Annotated in this window: 16 protein-coding genes and 2 tRNA genes; 3 read left to right on the top strand and 15 right to left on the bottom strand. The window is 36.6% G+C overall.

Going from position 1 to position 20104, the window contains the following annotated elements; all coding sequences use genetic code 11:
• Window positions 1–20: 20 nt before the first annotated feature.
• The 4 genes from clpX to AC1M36_RS05760 all read right to left on the bottom strand — a co-directional run bounded on the left by clpX (window position 21) and on the right by AC1M36_RS05760 (window position 4610).
• On the bottom strand, window positions 21–1280 hold the full coding sequence (gene clpX / locus AC1M36_RS05775; protein ID WP_018764399.1) for an ATP-dependent protease ATP-binding subunit ClpX: 1260 nt from the start codon (window positions 1278–1280) through the stop codon (window positions 21–23).
• Window positions 1281–1548: 268 nt separating this feature from the next.
• Entirely contained in the window at window positions 1549–2832 is a 1284-nt protein-coding gene (gene tig / locus AC1M36_RS05770) for a trigger factor (RefSeq protein ID WP_336450263.1), read from the bottom strand.
• 332 nt (window positions 2833–3164) lie between these two features.
• Window positions 3165–4163 carry a hypothetical protein gene (locus tag AC1M36_RS05765; RefSeq protein WP_336450264.1) on the bottom strand — a complete coding sequence of 333 codons (999 nt, stop codon included), beginning with the start codon at window positions 4161–4163 and terminating at the stop codon, window positions 3165–3167.
• A 198-nt stretch (window positions 4164–4361) separates the two neighbouring features.
• Window positions 4362–4610, bottom strand: coding sequence for a hypothetical protein (locus tag AC1M36_RS05760; RefSeq protein ID WP_336450265.1), 249 nt, complete (start codon window positions 4608–4610; stop codon window positions 4362–4364).
• 523 nt (window positions 4611–5133) lie between these two features.
• Between AC1M36_RS05760 and AC1M36_RS05755 the strand changes: the two genes are divergently transcribed.
• Entirely contained in the window at window positions 5134–5748 is a 615-nt protein-coding gene (locus AC1M36_RS05755; protein ID WP_174098826.1) for a PH domain-containing protein, read from the top strand.
• A 305-nt stretch (window positions 5749–6053) separates the two neighbouring features.
• Here AC1M36_RS05755 and AC1M36_RS05750 read toward each other — a convergent pair whose 3' ends face one another.
• From AC1M36_RS05750 to gerE, 9 genes are all read right to left on the bottom strand, one after another.
• On the bottom strand, window positions 6054–7724 hold the full coding sequence (locus AC1M36_RS05750) for an IS200/IS605 family accessory protein TnpB-related protein (protein WP_336450266.1): 1671 nt from the start codon (window positions 7722–7724) through the stop codon (window positions 6054–6056).
• 122 nt (window positions 7725–7846) lie between these two features.
• Window positions 7847–7920: transfer RNA gene (locus AC1M36_RS05745), tRNA-Arg, on the bottom strand.
• A 1-nt stretch (window position 7921) separates the two neighbouring features.
• Window positions 7922–7995: transfer RNA gene (locus AC1M36_RS05740), tRNA-Gly, on the bottom strand.
• Between the two features lie 102 nt (window positions 7996–8097).
• Window positions 8098–8604, bottom strand: coding sequence for a metallophosphoesterase (locus AC1M36_RS05735; RefSeq protein WP_336450267.1), 507 nt, complete (start codon window positions 8602–8604; stop codon window positions 8098–8100).
• A 13-nt stretch (window positions 8605–8617) separates the two neighbouring features.
• Window positions 8618–9229: an XTP/dITP diphosphatase gene (locus tag AC1M36_RS05730; protein ID WP_336450268.1), complete on the bottom strand. Its 612-nt coding sequence runs from the start codon at window positions 9227–9229 to the stop codon at window positions 8618–8620.
• 11 nt (window positions 9230–9240) lie between these two features.
• Window positions 9241–9978 (bottom strand): ribonuclease PH, encoded by a 738-nt coding sequence (rph, locus tag AC1M36_RS05725; protein WP_336450269.1) that lies wholly within the window; start codon window positions 9976–9978, stop codon window positions 9241–9243.
• A gap of 129 nt (window positions 9979–10107) precedes the next feature.
• Window positions 10108–11154, bottom strand: coding sequence for a GerMN domain-containing protein (locus AC1M36_RS05720; RefSeq protein ID WP_479845645.1), 1047 nt, complete (start codon window positions 11152–11154; stop codon window positions 10108–10110).
• Window positions 11155–11300: 146 nt separating this feature from the next.
• Window positions 11301–12116, bottom strand: a complete 816-nt coding sequence (gene racE / locus AC1M36_RS05715) for a glutamate racemase (protein ID WP_420792321.1) — start codon at window positions 12114–12116, stop codon at window positions 11301–11303.
• Between the two features lie 190 nt (window positions 12117–12306).
• Window positions 12307–12531: a spore germination transcription factor GerE gene (gene gerE / locus AC1M36_RS05710; protein WP_000659494.1), complete on the bottom strand. Its 225-nt coding sequence runs from the start codon at window positions 12529–12531 to the stop codon at window positions 12307–12309.
• Between the two features lie 459 nt (window positions 12532–12990).
• Between gerE and AC1M36_RS05705 the strand changes: the two genes are divergently transcribed.
• Both AC1M36_RS05705 and AC1M36_RS05700 read left to right on the top strand, forming a co-directional pair.
• Window positions 12991–14814, top strand: coding sequence for an APC family permease (locus tag AC1M36_RS05705; RefSeq protein ID WP_336450271.1), 1824 nt, complete (start codon window positions 12991–12993; stop codon window positions 14812–14814).
• A gap of 207 nt (window positions 14815–15021) precedes the next feature.
• Window positions 15022–15207, top strand: coding sequence for a PspC domain-containing protein (locus AC1M36_RS05700; protein ID WP_026593550.1), 186 nt, complete (start codon window positions 15022–15024; stop codon window positions 15205–15207).
• A 31-nt stretch (window positions 15208–15238) separates the two neighbouring features.
• On the opposite strand, the gene AC1M36_RS05695 is transcribed toward AC1M36_RS05700, so the two are convergent.
• Window positions 15239–16960 carry an amylo-alpha-1,6-glucosidase gene (locus tag AC1M36_RS05695; protein WP_336450272.1) on the bottom strand — a complete coding sequence of 574 codons (1722 nt, stop codon included), beginning with the start codon at window positions 16958–16960 and terminating at the stop codon, window positions 15239–15241.
• A 50-nt stretch (window positions 16961–17010) separates the two neighbouring features.
• Window positions 17011–20097 (bottom strand): beta-galactosidase, LacZ type, encoded by a 3087-nt coding sequence (lacZ, locus tag AC1M36_RS05690; protein WP_479845644.1) that lies wholly within the window; start codon window positions 20095–20097, stop codon window positions 17011–17013.
• Between the last annotated feature and the right edge of the window lie 7 nt (window positions 20098–20104).

The following is a 20104-nucleotide window of genomic DNA, read 5'->3' as shown; positions in this document are numbered from 1 at the left end:
ATTGCTGTTTCTCACTTATACTATGCAGATGTTTTTGTATCAAGCACAGTACCGTCTTGCAGCACCAACTTTGGTGGTGCATTGTCCGCTACTGTTTCTTTTGAAAGAATACACTTCTCGATATCTTTACGAGATGGAAGTTCGAACATTACATCTAGCATTAAGCCTTCAATAATAGAGCGAAGTCCACGAGCACCTGTTTTACGTTCAATTGCTTTTTTAGCAATTTCAATCAGTGCTCCTTCTTCAAATTCAAGCTCGACATCGTCAAGCTCCAATAATTTTTGGAACTGTTTCACAAGTGCATTTTTCGGTTTTGTTAAAATATCAACAAGAGCACCTTCATCAAGTGGCTCTAGGTTCGCAATAACTGGAAGACGACCAATAAACTCTGGAATTAAACCGAATCGTAAAAGGTCTTCTGGTAACACGTGAGATAAAACATGCTTTTCATTTACATCAGCATTTTTCTTCTCTGAACCAAATCCAATTACTTTTTCACCAAGGCGGCGTTTAATAATTGGCTCAATGCCATCAAACGCACCACCACAAATGAATAGGATGTTCGTTGTATCAATTTGAATAAACTCTTGATGCGGATGTTTACGACCACCTTGAGGTGGAACGCTTGCCACAGTACCTTCTAAAATTTTCAGAAGGGCCTGCTGTACACCTTCACCAGATACATCACGTGTAATTGATGGATTTTCTGACTTACGCGCCACTTTATCAATCTCATCAATATAAATGATTCCTTTTTCCGCTTTCTCTACATCATAATCAGCTGCTTGGATAAGTTTTAGTAAAATGTTTTCTACATCTTCACCTACATATCCAGCTTCTGTTAAAGATGTTGCGTCTGCGATTGCAAATGGAACATTTAAAATACGTGCTAATGTTTGTGCCAATAGTGTTTTACCACTACCTGTCGGCCCAATAAGCGCGATATTACTTTTCGCCAATTCTACATCATCGATTTTGCTGTTAGAATTGATGCGTTTGTAATGATTATATACCGCAACCGCTAGTGCTTTTTTCGCATTATCTTGTCCGATGACATACTCATCTAAGATTTCACGAATTTCTACCGGTTTCGGTACATCTTTGAATTCTACTTCTTCGTCTTTTGCAAGCTCCTCTTGCACAATCTCTGTACAAAGCTCAATACACTCATCACAAATGTAAACACCTGGACCAGCAACAAGCTTTCGGACTTGCGTTTGTGTTTTACCACAGAAAGAACATTTTAATTGCCCTTTTTCATCATTAAATTTAAACATATTTTCACACCCCTTACAAAGTGCTAATCTCTTGCCTTCGTATGTACACGATAAATGTATCGTATGTAAATACATATTATGTCACTACGTGGCGAGAAATACAAATAATATGACTAGTTATGTACAAATAAAAATTTTTTAAAACTTTTGAAATATGTATATTCGACTTTAGAAGGCTCATTTCCTTCTTCATCGAAAAGTTTTATAAATATATTTATATCTATATTTATAAAACAAGGCACGATTAAAATCGCGCCTTGTTATTTTATTATGCAGCTTTGCTGTTGTCTACTAAGAAGTCTACAGCTTTACGAACTTTAAGGTCTTCAGATAAAGCATCTAAGCTTCCAAGAGCTTGTGTGATAGCGTCAACTGGCATGTTGTACATTGCAGCCATTTTTTCAACTTCTGCAGTTACTTCTTCTTCAGTAACTTCGATGTTTTCAGCTTCAATGATCGCTTCAAGAACAAGGTTGATTCTTACACGTTTTTGTGCATCTTCTTTCATTTGTTCTTTTAACTTGTCAGCGTCAGTACCTGTGAATTGGTAGTAAAGCTCAAGGTTCATACCTTGTTGGCTTAAGCGTTGTTCGAACTCACGAACCATACGATCTAACTCAGTTTCGATCATAGCTTCTGGAATTTCGATTTCAGCGTTAGCAGCAGCTTTTTCTACTACTTCGTCACGAACTTTGTGCTCAGCTTCGTGCTTTTTGCCTTCTTCTAAGTTTGTACGAAGTTTTGCTTTTAACTCATCAAGAGTTGCAACTTCTTCGTCTGCATCTTTAGCGAACTCATCGTTTAACTCAGGAAGTTCTTTTGCTTTAATTTCATGAACTGTTACTTTAAATGTTGCTGGTTTACCAGCAAGTTCTTCTGCATGGTACTCTTCTGGGAATGATACTTCAACGTCTTTTGATTCGCCAGCTTTTAGACCAATTAATTGCTCTTCAAAACCTGGGATGAATGTACCAGAACCGATTGCTAGAGAGTAGTTCTCTCCTTTTCCGCCTTCGAATGCTTCGCCATCAACGAAACCTTCAAAGTCGATTACAGCTGTATCGCCGTTTTCAGCAGTACCGTCTTCTTTAACAACTAGTTCAGCTTGACGCTCTTGTAAAGATTTTAATTCATTCTCTACATCTTCGTCAGTTACAGTTGTTTCAACTTTTTCTACTGCTAATCCTTTGTATTCACCTAATTTAACTTCAGGTTTTACCGTAACTTTTGCAGTGAAGATTAAGTTTTCATTTTTCTCGAATTTCTCGATGTCGATTTCAGGATGAGCAACTGGGAAGATACCAGTTTCATCGATTGCTTCACCGTATGCTTTTGGTAAGATAATATCTAAAGCATCTTGGTATAAAGATTCAACACCAAAGCGTTGTTCGAATAACGGACGAGGCATTTTCCCTTTACGGAAACCAGGTACGTTAATTGTTTTTACTACTTTTTTGAACGCAGCGTCGATAGAGTTGTTTACTTCTTTAGCATCAACTTCGATTGTTAAAACGCCAACGTTACCTTCTAATTTTTCCCATTTTGCAGCCATTTATTCTTTCCCTCCAACTATAATAATGTATGCACATACCTCTACAGATTGAGCTTTCATTATTTCTTTTTTAGAAACAACAAAAGCGCGAAAGCCTATTGTTTCAAGTTTTTCAACCTTCTAGCAACAAGCTTTAAACCACGTAATTCTCAATCTATTATTTGTCTATAAGACAAACACGGTATATTTTGTTCGAGAATAATATGAAACATATTAAGTAAGAGAATTATACTTCTCTCCTCTTACAAACAGGCATAATTCAGCCTTTTGCAACCCTTACATTATAACATAGAATATTCTCGTTTCAATAACTGAACGATTCTTTTTCGTAATTATACTGGTAAATGCCCTTCTCTTTCCACACGTAAAAACCATTGATAAGCAATATGAAACTCCTCAACCGTAATATTATACGCTGCCATCAGTTCCTCTTCATCGATTATCAATCCAAAACGTTTTCTTCCGATTCTCTCTAAAACAGCAGCCCATACTTCATGCTTATCCATTAATAACGGGAACGGGAAAATACTAGTTTGCATTTCTCTCCAATATGTAATAATTGCCTCAAATATATCAGGATGATCATTTTCTAATCGATTAGATAATATATGTATAACTTTTTTCGAATACTCATCATTATGACCCAAATGAGCTGGGATAATCATTATTCTTTCGCCAAATTTCTCTACTTCTATTTCTTCTTCCATACGCTTTTCTACCATTTTGTATATAATGGAAGTTTTTAAATACGGATGTCGCGTTTCATCAATAAGAAATTTCTGTAAAGCTGGCAAAGCTTTTTCAAGATCTTTAAGTAATAGAGCATTAATCACTTGCAATTGTTGCCCAAAACTTTCCACAAATAGATTCTCCGAGAATTCTTCCAAATCAAAATCTGATTCTATTGGTGGTGCTTCCTCACCACTTAGCATATTCTCAGCAAACTGGGCAAGTTGCGCTAATTTTTCTCTTTGCTCTACGGTCAATTCTTTCTTCTGCAAAACCTCTTCAACAGTTTCAATTACACCTACATAATCATTTGTTTGAACTAAAATTGTAACGTATGTTTCAAGAATATCCCCAAACAAGACTGTCCCTGTTTCAAGCAACTCCTCACATCGTTCTTTCGATTCTTCCATTCGCTTTAATTCTAATAAACAAATAACTGAAGCTAATTCTGTTTGTTCTGTTTCTCCATTATACTGACGCAATATTTCAAAACAGCGCAATGCATCTTCGAACTTTCGCTCCCGCAGCGCCAAAAACCCTTGATCAATATAACGATCCGACAACTGTGGAAACAATACGACCGTATTTTCCTTTTTATCCATACGTCCGCCTCTTTTTTTAGATTTTAAATCTCTTCAAAGTAAATATAACAAATGACTGTTAAGAAAACAACATTCCAAATACATTTATTTGAAATATGAAAATATTTAACTTTTATAATTAAAATGAAAAAGTTACATCAAAAAAACCTCTTTATACACAGTAAAAAACCTCAGCAAATAACGCAGAGGATTTTCTAATCAATGGAAAGCTTTTATAATTGTAGGATATACGAAAAGAGTAATGATTTGGAGAACAATAATTGTAACAACAATCATGCTAAAAAAGAAGATTGACTTACTTTGTTTCATCAGAAACATAATAATAAGCATAATACAGGCAAGTAAACACATAAAAAATAAACTTGTAGTGGGGCTCAGTATTCCACTTGGGACAAATAACAATAGTATAACACTACAGACACCTATAATTCCGAATAACCATTCCATTCATCTACCCATTCCCTCTCATAACGATTCTATCTATGCTACTAAATGTTTTACGATATCAATTACATCTATTAATTTCTCATATGCAACAAATCCAAAAGCTACTGTTAAAGCTGTTACAACTAACCCTTTCATTTTTTATTCCTCCTCGTTTCATCTTTGTTACCTCCATTATAAAGAACTGACCATTTGTTACCATCGAACTTCCTTACATCTACCTTACAGAATTGTAAGATTTCAAATATGAAATAAAACCACTTAACATAATTGAAAGTGGTTTTTACGGAATTTCTCTATAGTTATCTACAAAATGAACGTTCTTTTCTTGCTGATTCTTCGGAGGGTCTATTCGTAAGCTAATTGATTTACTAAATGATTTCGGATTAAAGTTATTCTCTAAACAAAGTTCGGTAATTCGTTCACAATCCCTCCTTCAAAATTTTCATTTAAACCATATAAATTTTCCGCAAAAAATGATAGTATATTTTCGTACAATTCAGAACACAAAAAGGGGATGATACATATGTTCAAAAAAGTAGCTGCTGATGTTCTTGGGCTAAGCGATGTAGGTTCTGTAATCACACCGAAAGATTATGATAAAGTCGATGCCGATGATTATGTTATGCATGAAGATGGGGAAAAAATTTATTTTCTCATTAAATCAAAATCAGATGAATATTGCTTTACAAACAAAGGTTTAATTCACTTAGATGGCACGAGTGCAGCGAGTAAAAAACGCACACTACGTCGCTTTAGCTACAGTAAATATCAAATTAGAAATGTAGCGCTAGAAACTGCTGGCACAATCGATTTAGATGTAGAAATTAAGTTCCATATGGGTGATGAATATTACTCCATTGATGTTCATAAAAAACATATCGAAGAATTAAAAGATCTATATAAAGCCCTTCTCAAAATCGAGGAGATTTCATACGAGAACGATATTACATTACAATACGCTCATAAAAGCTTAGACATGGCTTCTAACACATTTAGCCGCATTACAAATGCACAAGTTAATTTAGCAGAGCAATTTAAAGAAATGAACCAAATTGCGTTTAATTGGCTTGTTGATACGAAGAAGCAATATAACGTGAAAGATTATGGATTCGTGTTTGAGAAATTTATTAATAACTAATTTAAAGATAATTGAACTACCCCCACCTACCTCTACAAGAGCTTGAGGTGGGGGATTCTCCTGTCTCTGTCCTCACAAAAACAGTTCCTCTCGTTCAACAAAGAGGATACAACGATATAGAGTTCGGTAGTGTCTATATGGAATGTAAGACGACCCATTCTATCTTCCGACGAAAGGCAAACAAAATAGGTACAACTACTTTTTCTTATATCGAGGCTAGAACACTTTGTCATGCATCCAGTTCCTAGACTTATTATCTGCTCTGGTAATAAGCGTAAAAATCTGGGACAAAGTGTTCTTCTTTATCATACAGATAGTTTTGCTAGTTTTTTCTTTTCATTTTCAAACAAGTGTAATCGCTCGATTTGTAATGCCTCTTGCGGTTGATCTACATCATATAGCTGATAGAAATGATGCGTGCGAATATCCAATTGATTGTTTAATTGATGCCAATGACTCCAGTGGTGCGCTTCTTTCTTTGGAATATAAGATTTCAGAACCCGAGGCACTTTTTCTTTATATCCTAATCCACGACGACCAATTATAAAGGCCGCGGATTGATGAATAGAAATCCCGAATTTTCGCATGTATTTCATCTTTCCGGAGATTGAAGTATAAGCGGGATTCACTTGAAAGACAGCCACGCCCCTTTTATCTGCACGATTCAGAATGGCACTTGTCATCTTCTCATATGCAAACATACTCTTCATCCGATTCACATGTTTATTTCCATATCGATTCCCTGTTTTCGATTGGGTCGTATCTAATTTCTCTAGTACAATTGGTTTGTTATACCGCTCCGCTAAGTCCACTAAGCGAATCACTTCCACTTCGATGATTTTTGTGATTTGTCCTGTAGATTTACCCATAATAGAAAAATGAAGGGAGCCACTTCCTTTATAATTCCCATCCTTCGTTACATTTGCCCAAGCAACATGCTCAAGATTACAATCTACACCGATCATACCATCTGATGTACTGTAATTCGTATGAGGGTTTTTCGGCACATCGACTAAACATTTTACAATGTAATACTCCCCGTGGTCTTCCACAGACCACGCAATCGGTTTGCCATCCTTTTTCTTATTCTTACACTGTAATTGGGTTGTGATTACTTCTTCAATCATTTCTTGTCCATACGGGAACGTAACAGCTGGAAACATAAGTGTTTTCCCAGAACTTGTCGTCATCCACAATTCTTTTGTCTCGAGCACATACTGAAATACAAAATTGCCATGTTTGGCATCTTTCCGACCAGATAGGATCAGTTGTTTATTTAGAGCACGAGAAAATAATGTTTTCCATTTGTCATGGTTACGTACAAACTCGCGGATGGTAAATTGCGAGCAAAACAGTTTTTTACTTCCAAATACTGCGCTTGGAATATGCGTTTGATCGGATGAAAGTTTTTGGGTTAAACGGGATTGTCTGTGGGTGAGATGACCAATTTTTGCCTGAATTCTTTTGATTTGCACATCTAAGTATTGGTGTTCAAACAGATATTCATTTAGCCAAATTAAGGTGTCTTTTTTACGGGATAAGGAGATGAGGTTGTTGTGCTTCGCGAAGCGGGTGTTTTTCGGAAACGTCAGCGTTCCTTTCACACAACTTTGTTTGATTTTGCGAAGATTTGTTAGTTTTGTCCGTTCTTGTTTCAACTTTTTCTTGAGCTTCTTAAGCTTCTCTTGCGTTTGCTTCTCATATCGTTTTTGTAACGCCATTAAACCTGTAAACAATGCCTTTGCTTCTTGCGCTACACTGTTTGCATAATAATCATTCAATTGATATTTCCGCTTGAGAACGAGATGAAGACTGTCTGTATACAACTTACGGCTCCAACGTTTTTCACGAACAATCGTTTGAAATGCAAATCGTTTCGCTCGATTAAATGTTTCGACTGTCTCTGCCAATGCATCTACCATTTCATGCGGTACATCTATCTTGTAGATCCGTTTCGAAAAATGCGCTTTCTTCACCTGTTCTCACCTCTTTTTATTTGATAAGATCATTATACATCAAATAGAACGTTAGTTCTAAAAAAGACGTTTTCTTTAAAAAGAAAAAACCTTGTTATTAAAAAATAACAAGGTTTTTTTAGCGTCCCAGGAGAGATTCGAACTCCCGACCGACGGCTTAGAAGGCCGTTGCTCTATCCTGCTGAGCTACTGGGACATGGAGCGGGTGAAGAGAATCGAACTCTCGACCAGAGCTTGGAAGGCTCTTGTTTTACCACTAAACTACACCCGCATATATTGTTTTTATTTTTTTGCCGATGTCTTATCGACAAGTTTTATTATATTTGCACACGAGGATAAAGTCAACACTTTTTTTCAAAGAGGATAATTTTTCTTATCCTCTTTGAAAAGTTTTATGTGCGACAACTTTTCCACCTAATGTTTCAAATCGAATTTCAATGTCATTTTCATTTATTTCTAACAAAGTAAATGTTTTTTCTTTACGGGAACGCGGTAATAAAATACTTCCAGGATTGATGAATAAAATATCATCAATAAATTCCGCTCCCAACATATGAGAATGTCCAAAACAAACAATATTCGCTTCCACTTCTTTTGCACGGTATAAAAGTGTTTGCAAACTCATTTTAACATTGTACCGATGACCATGCGTAGCAAAAAAACGTATCCCCTCTACATCAGTAATGATTTCTTCGTCAAAACCATTATAGAAATCGCAATTTCCTTTTACTACTTGGAACCCTTGTAAATCTGGATGCTCTGGTGTTAACTCTGAATCACCGCAATGAATCATAACATCTACATTTCCCTCATATGTATCCTTTAATTGCTGTAATTCTTTCGTAGAACCGTGACTATCGCTTACAATCAAAGCCCTCATCGGTCTCTCTCCCTTATTCTTCGTCTAAAAACCACGCTTGAAATTTCTCTTCTAACTTACGAAGAGCACGCCCGCGGTGACTAATTTCATTTTTCTCGTCTGAAGTTAACTCAGCCATTGCTCGTTTATATTCTTCTACATAAAAGATTGGATCATATCCGAAACCATTTTCACCACGAGGCTGTTCTAAAATCTTCCCTTCACACGTGCCATTTACAATAACTGGTTCTTTATCCTCTTCTGGAAAAGCAACTGCTAACGCACAATAAAAACGTGCTGTACGCTTTTCCATCGAAACGCCATCTAATTCTGTTAAAACTTTATCAATATTCGCCTGGTCATCTTTTTGTTCACCAGCATAGCGAGCAGAGCGCACACCAGGATTTCCATTCAATGCATCAACAATTAAACCGGAATCATCTGCAATAACGATTGAATTTAACTGTTTACATAAACTGTCCGCTTTCAAAATTGCATTTTCTTCAAACGTTTCACCAGTCTCCTCGACTTCTTCTATATGAGGGAAGTCATGAAGAGATTTTACTTCTAAATCAAATCTCTCGAATAACTCTGCAAATTCACGCACTTTCCCCGCGTTTTTCGTTGCAACAACAACTTGTTTCATATTTTCCACCTCTACTCTATGTGAGATACGATGTTGCCTAATGCTTCTTTTTGTTTTTCAACGAGTTGTAGAATTCCCTGTTCAGCTGCATCAAGTAATTCATTTAACTCCGCACGGCTAAATGTCGCTTCTTCTCCAGTTCCTTGTACTTCAACAAACTGGCCTTTTCCTGTCATAATGACGTTCATATCAACATCAGCTTTAGAATCTTCAGCATAGTTTAAATCTAATACTACACCTTGATCTTCAACAATTCCAACAGACGTTGCAGCTAAATAATCTTTCACTGGAATTTTAGATACTTTTTCTGCTTGTAATAACTTTTCAAATGCTAATACCATTGCGACATAAGCGCCTGTAATCGAAGCAGTTCTTGTTCCACCATCTGCTTGAATAACGTCACAGTCAATCCAAACTGTTCTTTCTCCAAGCGCTTCCAAATCAACAACCGCACGTAATGCTCGTCCAATTAAACGTTGAATTTCCATCGTACGACCAGTTACTTTCCCTTTACTGGACTCACGAATTGTACGCTGCTCTGTTGCGCGTGGAATCATCGCGTATTCTGCTGTTACCCAGCCTTTTCCTTCGCCTCTCATAAATGGCGGCACACGTTCTTCAATTGTTGCCGAACAAATAACCTTCGTATCTCCAACTTCAATCAGAACAGACCCTTCTGGATGTTTTAAATAATTTGTATGAAGACGTATATGACGCAGTTCTGCCGCTTGTCTACCATCTACTCGCATAAAATAACCCCCTAGTAACTACTAACTGTTAGTATAGCCCATTTTCAATTGCTGATATGTATAACAATAAGAAGGGGAATTCAAAAAGAAATTCCCCTTTCTTACATAATTATATCAAATTATTTACGATTAAAAACTACCTGTATTCACGTTTTGTGGACGATCAACAGGTTTTGTTAGTTTCTCACCTTTCTCGTTCATAAGATTTGCTTTACCATTCACTTCAATAGAAACGTTTTTCACTCCTTGCTTTTCTGTCAAAGATAAAACGATTGATTGTAACACATGATTTGAAATCATGTTTTTATCTTTGTTTGCATATATATTTTCGTTAAAGTTCAATGTTAACTTTCCATCTTGTAGTTTTGGCTCACTAACCAACTTAACATCCGGATTAAAATCATTAAGTAACGATGAACCAGACGGCCCTTTCACAAGCTCATTTATAACCGTCGTAACCTCATGTTCTTTCCCCTCTGCTACACGGCGCGTCACGGGCACATAGTACTGTTTTTTATTATTTTGCGCTAAGAAATAAAGTGTCACTGACTTCGTATTCGTGATATCTGCTACTTGTTCATCATCAAAATTAATGCCATCAGCACGGCTCACACCTTCACCAATTGGTGTACCAGCAACTGGCATCTTCGCTAATTTTTCACCATTTATTTGAAACTTCACTTGTTTAATCTCTTTAAATTGTGTTAATGTCCAAGCAACTGACTCAATAATTTGACGTTCTTCTTCTTTTTTATAACTCTTCATTTCCTTTGAAAAATCAATGACTGCCGTACCATCCTTTTTCAAATCCATAGTCATTGTTGTACCTGCTGGAAGAACTGCCCTAAACCCATTTGGTAGTAAGTTCTCTACTGGACCATCCTTCACTAAGTATTCTAATGTTTGTTTCACAACTTCATTTTGTTTTGGAGTAGGCAATGCTAACGTTTGTGGCACCACATAACCATTTTTATCAACAAGATATAATTCCCTTTGTGTCGTTTGCTCTTGCTTACCTTTCTTGGCAGTATCTTTCTTCTCACCTTCTGTATACGAAACTTTTTTCGGCGGATCAATTTGTTCCGTCTCTTTCTCCTTATTTAACAAACCGCACCCTGTTAGTAAAGCTGCGCTTACTGCCGTACAAACAAGCCATTTAAAAGTGGATTTAGGCATACCATTTCCCCCTAAAATCTAAGTTTGTACTACATGTATACGAGCTTTTTATCATTTTAGAACAAGCAATGAAAACTTATCTTACAATTTACAAAATAAAAAACTCCTAATTTCTTAGGAGTTTTCATACGAATATACTATTTTACTTATAAATTAATATGCTTTACATTTTCAATCGGTTGTCCAAACCATTTAGATGCAATTTCTTTGAATAAATCAATTTTCCCTGTTGTTAAGAAGAGATGATCGCTTTGCTCTTCTCCTTCATTTAACATCTTACTATGATATAAGATTGTGCTCACTTCACGAGCCGTTTCATCTCCAGAACTAATTAACTGCACCTTATCCCCCATTACCCGCTTAATAACTGGACCTAGAATCGGATAATGTGTACACCCTAAAATCAGCGTATCGATTTCAGTATTTTTTAATGGTTGCAACGTTTCTCTAACAACCTCATACGCCATCTCACTCTCAAAGTTTCCACTTTCTACAAGTTCAACAAACGGCGGACACGCTAAACTCTCTACCATAACACGATTATTAATAGATTTTAGCGCCTCTTCATACGCGCCACTTTTTACCGTTCCAATTGTTCCAATAATACCAACATGGTACGTATTCGTCACTTTCAAGGCTGTACGCGAACCCGGATGAATGACACCCACTACCGGGATTGGTAATTGCTTTTGCATCTCTTCTAGTACAACCGCAGTTGCCGTATTACAAGCAATGACTAACATCTTAATATCAAGTGCCAATAAATGCTCTGTCATTTCCCATGTGAATTGACGCACTTCCTCGCGAGAACGTGGACCATAAGGACAACGTGCTGTATCTCCTAAATATATAATACGCTCTTTGGGCAGCTGACGAATTAACTCTTTCGCTACTGTTAATCCTCCTACTCCCGAATCAATAACACCAATTGCTCTATTCAACATAATCACCCATTTTCTCATTCATCATCTTATTTTTGCATACGAATATATCTTACATACTTTAGATCATATAAACTAAAGCATCCTTTTTTAGTAGATTTTTAAATATGTACCTGTATAGACCAGGGACTTTTTTATTTTGCTCCTTTTCTTCATAATTTGCAAGACAGAAAAATAGCCGACCTTTTATAAAAAAGTCGACTTCATCTGTTTATAATTCGAGTTCTCCCATACGAAGAAGCTCAACAACCGCTTGTGAACGTCCTTTAACCCCTAGCTTTTGCATTGCATTTGATATATGGTTGCGTACTGTCTTCTCACTAATAAAAAGTTCACTTGCAATTTCTTTCGTTGTTTTATCTTGAACCAATAATTCAAACACTTCTCTCTCTCTCTTTGTCAATAAAGGTTTAGATTGATATGCTTTTTCCTTCAACTGGTATAACCCTCCTTGCTTAAGCCAGAGCTGTATATGTGTAAGTTGGGTGTTTATTTAGTCAAGATATTGTATGAACAATATGTGCAGGAGGTGAATGAAAATGGGCGAATTTCGGCATGTTATTTATGCCCTATATGTATGTAAGAACTTCCAAAAAATCTTTTTCAAACAATATTTGCTATTCATCAAAAAAATTATTAAATAATAGACTCAAAAATGCTTATAATACATATAATTATCCGATTTTTTCTCATTAGGTCCTAATACTCGAGCAATTTTTTATTTTTCATGAACAGAAGGGAAGATTCCTTTCTCACCTAAGACCCTTCACTCCAGTTATTACCTTCTTCTTTCCAGAAAGATTCACCAAAAAGACGCCAATACTACCAACTAGGAATATATGTGTCCATAACAATCCGCTTTGCGCACAAAATTTTATGTATTGGTGGTGTCATTATGTTTTCGACCTTTAAACGATTTCTAATCGGTAGACCCCTTAAATCAACAGCACTAGGAGAACAAAAATTAAATAAACTAAAAGCACTCGCTATTCTATCTTCTGACGCCCTTTCTTCTGTTGCTTATGGAACAGAACAAATTTTAATTGTACTGGCTGCATTTGGAGCAATTGCTTTTTGGTATTCCATTCCCATCGCAATTGGGGTTCTTATTTTATTAACAGCACTCCTTTTATCATATAGGCAAATCATTTTTTCTTATCCACACGGAGGCGGTGCTTATGTTGTTTCAAAAGAAAATTTAGGCACAAATGCCGGGCTCATTGCGGGAGGATCCCTACTTGTTGATTACATACTTACTGTAGCCGTAAGTGTTTCTGCTGGAACTGATGCTATTACGTCAGCCTTTCCAACACTGCACACCTATACTGTTCCTATCGCAGTCATCCTTGTAATGTTCATTACAATTTTAAACCTACGAGGCGTAACTGAATCCGCTTCGATATTGGCATATCCGGTCTATCTCTTTGTATTAGCACTTGTTATTTTAATAATTGTAGGTATTTTTAAGATTTCTTCCGGACAAGCTCCCGCCAATTTACATGCACCAATGGGAACTGTCGTGCCTGGAATTACACTCTTCCTTTTGTTAAAGGCATTTTCATCTGGTTGTTCCGCTTTAACAGGAGTAGAGGCCATTTCAAATGCAATTCCAAACTTTAAAGAACCGGCTGCAAAAAATGCAGCAAAAACACTAGTTATCATGGGCATGATTCTTGCCGTTTTATTTACCGGTATTACGTTTTTAGCATATTGGTATGGAATCGCACCTAAACATAATGAAACTGTCGTGTCCCAAATTGCTTCAAATATATTTGGAAGAAATTTTGTATATTACTTTATTCAAGGAACAACTGCTCTTATTTTAGTGCTAGCTGCCAACACAGGTTTTTCAGCATTTCCACTTTTAGCATTTAATTTAGCATCCGATAAATATATGCCGCGTATGTATTTAATGCGTGGAGATCGCTTAGGATATTCAAACGGAATTATTACGCTAGGCATCGGTTCCATCTTTTTAATTATGGCCTTTCAAGGCAAAACCGAACAATTAATTCCACTATATGCAGTGGGAGTTTTTATTCCTTTTACATTGTCACAAACAGGGATGATTATAAAGTGGATACGCGAAAAACCACAAGGCTGGGTGCCCAAATTATTAACAAACTTACTAGGTGCCCTCATCTCGTTAACTGTACTTCTCATTTTTTTCATTACTAAATTTACACACGTATGGTCCGTTCTTATTTTCCTACCTATCATTGTTTTCATCTTTCATCGTATTCATAATCATTACGTTGCGGTGGGGGAACAGTTACGTATTGATTGCACGAAACTCCCTAAAAAAATGACTGGTAATGTCGTCATCGTACCCATCGCCGGTATTACAAAAGTAGTCGCACAATCTATCAATTACGCGGAAACAATTGGTGATCACGTTATCGCTGTATATGTAGCTTTTGATAGAGAAAGCGAAATACGTATGCAGGAAAAATGGAAAGAGTGGCAGCCAAATATTCGCCTTGTTACATTTGTCTCATCTTATCGAAGCTTAATGGGACCTATTGCAAAATTAATTACAATGATTCAGCATAAGGCAGAGGAAAAGAATCATTTTGTTACAGTTCTTATTCCACAGTTCATCACTAAAAAGAGCTGGCATAACGTTTTACACAATCAATCGAGTGTATTATTACGCGTATATCTTTTATATAAACAAAACGTTATTGTTACGACTGCGCCCTATCGCTTTCGAAAATAACAACAATATGCACTTAAAAAGAACATTTTTCATTTCTATTTAGGTGCATATTCCTAAAAACCCCTTACACAACTGCAATCTTTTTTCAGAAAAATGTAATATAATTCGATAGTTTCCATATTCTTTTCCATGTAAGATAAAAGTATAAGGTATCATCAATACATAAAATAAAAAACATGGTGATATTAAAAAGGAGAGGATTTTATAATGGAAAAAAAGTTACGTAGATCCGAAACTGATAAAATGTTATTTGGTGTATGCGGTGGTTTAGGAGAATATTTCGATATAAGCGCTAGTATGATTCGTATCCTTTGGGTTATTGCGATTCTATGCTTCGGAACAGGTTTTTTAGCTTACCTCGTTTGTTTATTGCTTATGCCGCGTTCTTACTAAAAGGCACCGGTGCCCAATCGGTGCCTTTCTTTCATCTTGTCACTTTTTGATGGAGCATACTTTCTTTTTGTGTTAACAAATACTTATTCGCTAAAATAAGAAATACACTAGAAGTCCATGTAAATGCTAAATCACGCAATCCTTGCCCAGTTTGCGCATGAAAATTTTCAGCCATCCCACTTTTATTTGCCATCGCGCAAAAACGAGAGGCAATATCCTTCGCGAACTCATTTTGATCCACTGCTTGTAAAGCCTCAGTCATAATAAATGTTGTCGGTGCCCAAATTGGTCCGCGCCAATATCCATCGTCTCGATAGTAGGGGCTTCTTACACTCTCTGTAGCAAATCCATGTTTTGTCAGAAAGTGATTTTCTTTTTTCAATTCCGTAAGTAAGTTTTCAATGATTTCTTTCGGCAACCTTTTCCCTAAAATGAGGGGAATATATAACACAAGACTATCTGATACTTCATATGAATGATTCCCAGATTGCGGGGCAATAAAACGGTTTTCTCTCCAACAATGTTGAATCATACGAGTAAGCGTTGTATTTGCTCGCTCTTCCCATCTTTTCGCCTCCTCTTCAAACCCAAGTTTTTCTGCGACTTCCGCTAATACTTCCATTTGCAAAATGAGAAATGAACTTAAGTCTGGGCTCTCAATAGGAGCACCACGGCGAAAAATCGTACTATTATCCCAACCACTATCATTCCCATGATTATATTGAGGAACCCCATCCCCATCATCATCTCGATATGTAAACCACCAATCCGTCCATTTGCATAATGGTTCATACACTTCTTGTAAATGCTCTTCTGTTATAAAGTTTGTATGTTCCATCATCCATTTCAGCGTCCACCCATGAATAGGTGGTTTACAGCAATTCCATAGCCCACTTTTATCGTTAATATAATCCGGTAATACACCACACTCATCTTGCTTATCAAAGAAAATCATAAATTGATCCCACGCCACTGTCGGCTGATGCATCGCTAGTGCCATCGCATTAAAACAATGATCCCAACTCCATATATTCGTCATCCAGTTTTTTGACATATACATCGCTTTTCGCGGCAAATACCCTTCCGCTTCCACCATACAAGACCATGTAATATAAGCTGCCAACTCTTTTCCTTTCCATAAATCTTTCGGGACAGCCAATGTATGATGTAACCAATTTACAAAATCCGCTTCAGCAGCATCCACCGCCTCCACGAATGTCTTTGCCTCCTTCGGCTTTTGCAATACTGTTTTGTATTCCGTTAGTTCTACATCAATCCCTGATTCTTCATCTTGCGCATAAATATCAACAATAATATGTTTACAACGAAGTTCTTCAAACGGGGCATCCATATGCATAACCCCTTCTATAGCAGACAAATGAAATCTCATTTCTTTTGAAAAGCTATTAATTTCCCATCCACCTTGTGCATTTGGAATACAGTAATCATACGAACTAGTAATCCCAATAAAACGTAGATGCAATTGATCCGAATAAAAACGAATTGTATCAGAATGAGAAAAACAAATCTTCACATCTCCTTCTACAGTTTGGAGCGTTAGTAAAGATGGCGACATCTTTGCTTCACATGGTAAAACCTCTCCTTTCCGATTTAATACCTCTATTTTAAACACTTCACCAAAATCATCGTCACCACCACGAATGTTTCGAATCAGTAATCCGTTATCATAGTTTAAAGAAATAACTAAAAAAGAACCGTATCGACTAAATGGAACTTGTTGTAAATCTAACATTTATATCCCCCTAGGAAAGAGCCCTAGCAATAGAAGGGCTCTCTTGTAATTTAAGATTCTTTTACGATCTCAAAAGCTCGCTTATGATCCCCATTAAAAGGGACAATGTACACTTCAAACTGGCATGACTCCGGCTTCAACTGATACTCCAGAAGCTGAGCCGGCCCACAACTTGCGCTTCCTAAACCATTTTGCTTATAATCTAGATGGAATGTAACAAACTCTTTTTCTTGTAATTCATATAAATGCTCTGCTTTCTCTAAATCTTCTGTCGTGTAAGGCAAGGCACTAAAATTAAAATCTTGCGTACTATAGGCAACAAATCCAACCTGATATTGATCATATAACGAAACCCACTTTACATCTGTTCGATTTCCCGTCTCTTGCGGAAAAACATATGGGAAAAATAAATCTTTTACAGTCATTTCATACAAATCTATTTTGTTAGCTTCTTTACTATCCACATATGATTCTCCTGGTCCACGTCCAAACCAACTTACATTTTGATATTGTTTTGGCAGACGCATCTCAAGCCCAATTCGCGGAAGCATCTCTGGTAAAGTACCGCTTGGATTAAGCTTTATCTCTATTTTCATCGCCCCGCTTCTTTCAATTTCATACGTGTAAGTAAAGGCAATTTTCCAGTTCACAACAAGCGGAGAAAGATTTCCTTTTACAACAACTTCTATACTCCCATTTTCAAGTTGCATAGCTTCTACACTCGCTACGTCATGCTTTACGAGATGTACATATTGTTCTTTCCATTTTTCAACTACATACATATCATTATCAATTGTCGCCCGCCAAATATTTAATTCAGGCCCTTCCTCCATAAGCGTTTGTCCTTTAAAGGTCCAATTTTTCATACGCCCTGTTACAGGATGAAAAGAAATAACAAAATTCTCACCAGTAACTCGAATTTCTTCCGTTGTTTCTTGTAAAGTTACTGGCTCATATAACTTCGAATCTCTTTTTCTTCTTATCTTTTTCAGAGCTGGAATACAAAATTGTTCCCAAGCTACTTCATGTCCTGCTACGCCCCAATTTGTATCTGCTCCTAATACAATAGATACTGTTACATAGCAATCCTCTTCTGTATGAAGGGCTATATCATCTATAAAAGGCAGCTGAATTTCACAACTCTCTTTCGGTAACAAAGGCGGGGCATCTATAGAATCACTCACAATCACTTTGCCTTCTTTTTTGACAGTCCACTGCACACGATAGCCTTTCAATGAGCGAAAATCGTATATATTTTGTATCGAAATCCTACCACTTCGTATCTCTATCTCTCCTACTTTAATAGGTTCGATTATTTTCTTATATTGCAACAACGCTGGCGATGGCGTTCGATCTGGCAAGAGTAGTCCATCAATGCAGAAATTACCATTATGCGGAGTATCCCCAAAGTTACCTCCATATGCAAAGTACTCTTCTCCCTTTTCATTCACTTGACGTAATCCATGATCAATCCATTCCCAAACAAAGCCACCTTGTAATCTTTTATGACTATAAATCGCTTCCCAATATTCTTTTAATCCACCTGGTCCATTCCCCATCGCATGAGCATACTCACATAAAATATGAGGTTTTTCCCACTTTTCTTCTTCTGCATAACCAATAATCTTTTCGACTGAAGAATACATTGTACTAAAAATATCAGCAACTTTCGTTTCTCGATCCCCTTCGTAATGAATGATTCTTGATTGGTCCAATTCCCTACACTTATTCGCCATTGCAATAAAATTACAACCGAACCCAGATTCATTTCCGAGTGACCACATAATAATAGAAGGATGATTACGATCCCGACGCACCATACGTTCTACACGATCTACATAAGCATTTTCCCATTCAGGATCATCACTTAATATGTTTGCATTACCAATTAACTCAAATCCATGACATTCTAGATCAGCCTCATCAATTACATATAAACCATACTCATCACATAGATCATAAAAACGTGGATCATTTGGATAATGTGCTGTTCGCACCGCATTAATATTATGCTGTTTCATAAGCATTACATCTTGCTTCATCGTTTCATATGTGACATATCTCCCTGTATCCGGGTCGTGATCGTGACGATTCACCCCTTTAAATATAATAGGAATACCATTGACAAGAAGATTCCTATCTTTCATCTCAATCATACGGAAACCAATTTTCTGTGAAATCACTTCTACAACTTCACCATTTTCATTTCGAATCGTACACAATACAATATACAAATATGGTTCTTCTGCAGACCATTTCTGTGGCCTTTTAACAAAAAATGAATGTGTGTCCTCTATAACCTTCTCCCCTTGTAAGTCCAGATAGGATATATGTTTATCCAATACTTCCCCATTCTTATTACAAAACTTATACTCTATTACATAATTTGTTTGCAGTAATTGTTCGTTACAAATCTTTGTACTTAGTTGTAACACACCATTTTCATAATTTTCATCAAGTGTTGTACAGAAAGTCATATCATAAATATGTACAGCAGGTTCATGCACAATGTACACATCACGAAAAATACCACTTAACCACCACATATCTTGATCTTCTATATACGATCCATCACACCATCTATATACACATACTGTCATCGTATTCTTTCCGGCATGAACAAACGATGTAATATCATACTCTGCCGTCAAACGACTTCCTTGACTATATCCCACTTCTTCTCCATTTATCCATAAATGAAAGGCACTATCCACACCTTCAAATCGAATTCGAATACATCCACCGTTCCAACCTTCTGGTATATAAAATTCATTCTTATAACAACCCACTTGATTTTCAAATGGAACATGAGGTGGCTGAACTGGAAACGGATAATATAAATCGGTATAATGTGGCTTTCCGTATCCTTGCAATTGCCAATGCCCAGGTACATGAATCGTATCCCATTCACTACAATCAAATTCACTTAAGAAAAACTTCTCCGGAAGTTGCTTTGGGGATTCTAAGTACAAAAACTTCCACATTCCATTCAGCAATTTGTAATAAGAAGAGCTTTCACGCGTAAAAGATAGAGCCGCTTGTTCAGTTTGAAATGGAATAAAATGCGCTCTTCCTTCCATGCGATTCCGCCCTGTTACTTGAACATTTTCTAAGTCTTCTAACATGTTACGTCCCATATCGATC

The organism is Bacillus sp. Medicinal_06, assembly GCF_056711665.1.
This window is presented reverse-complemented; position numbering and strand designations above follow the sequence as displayed.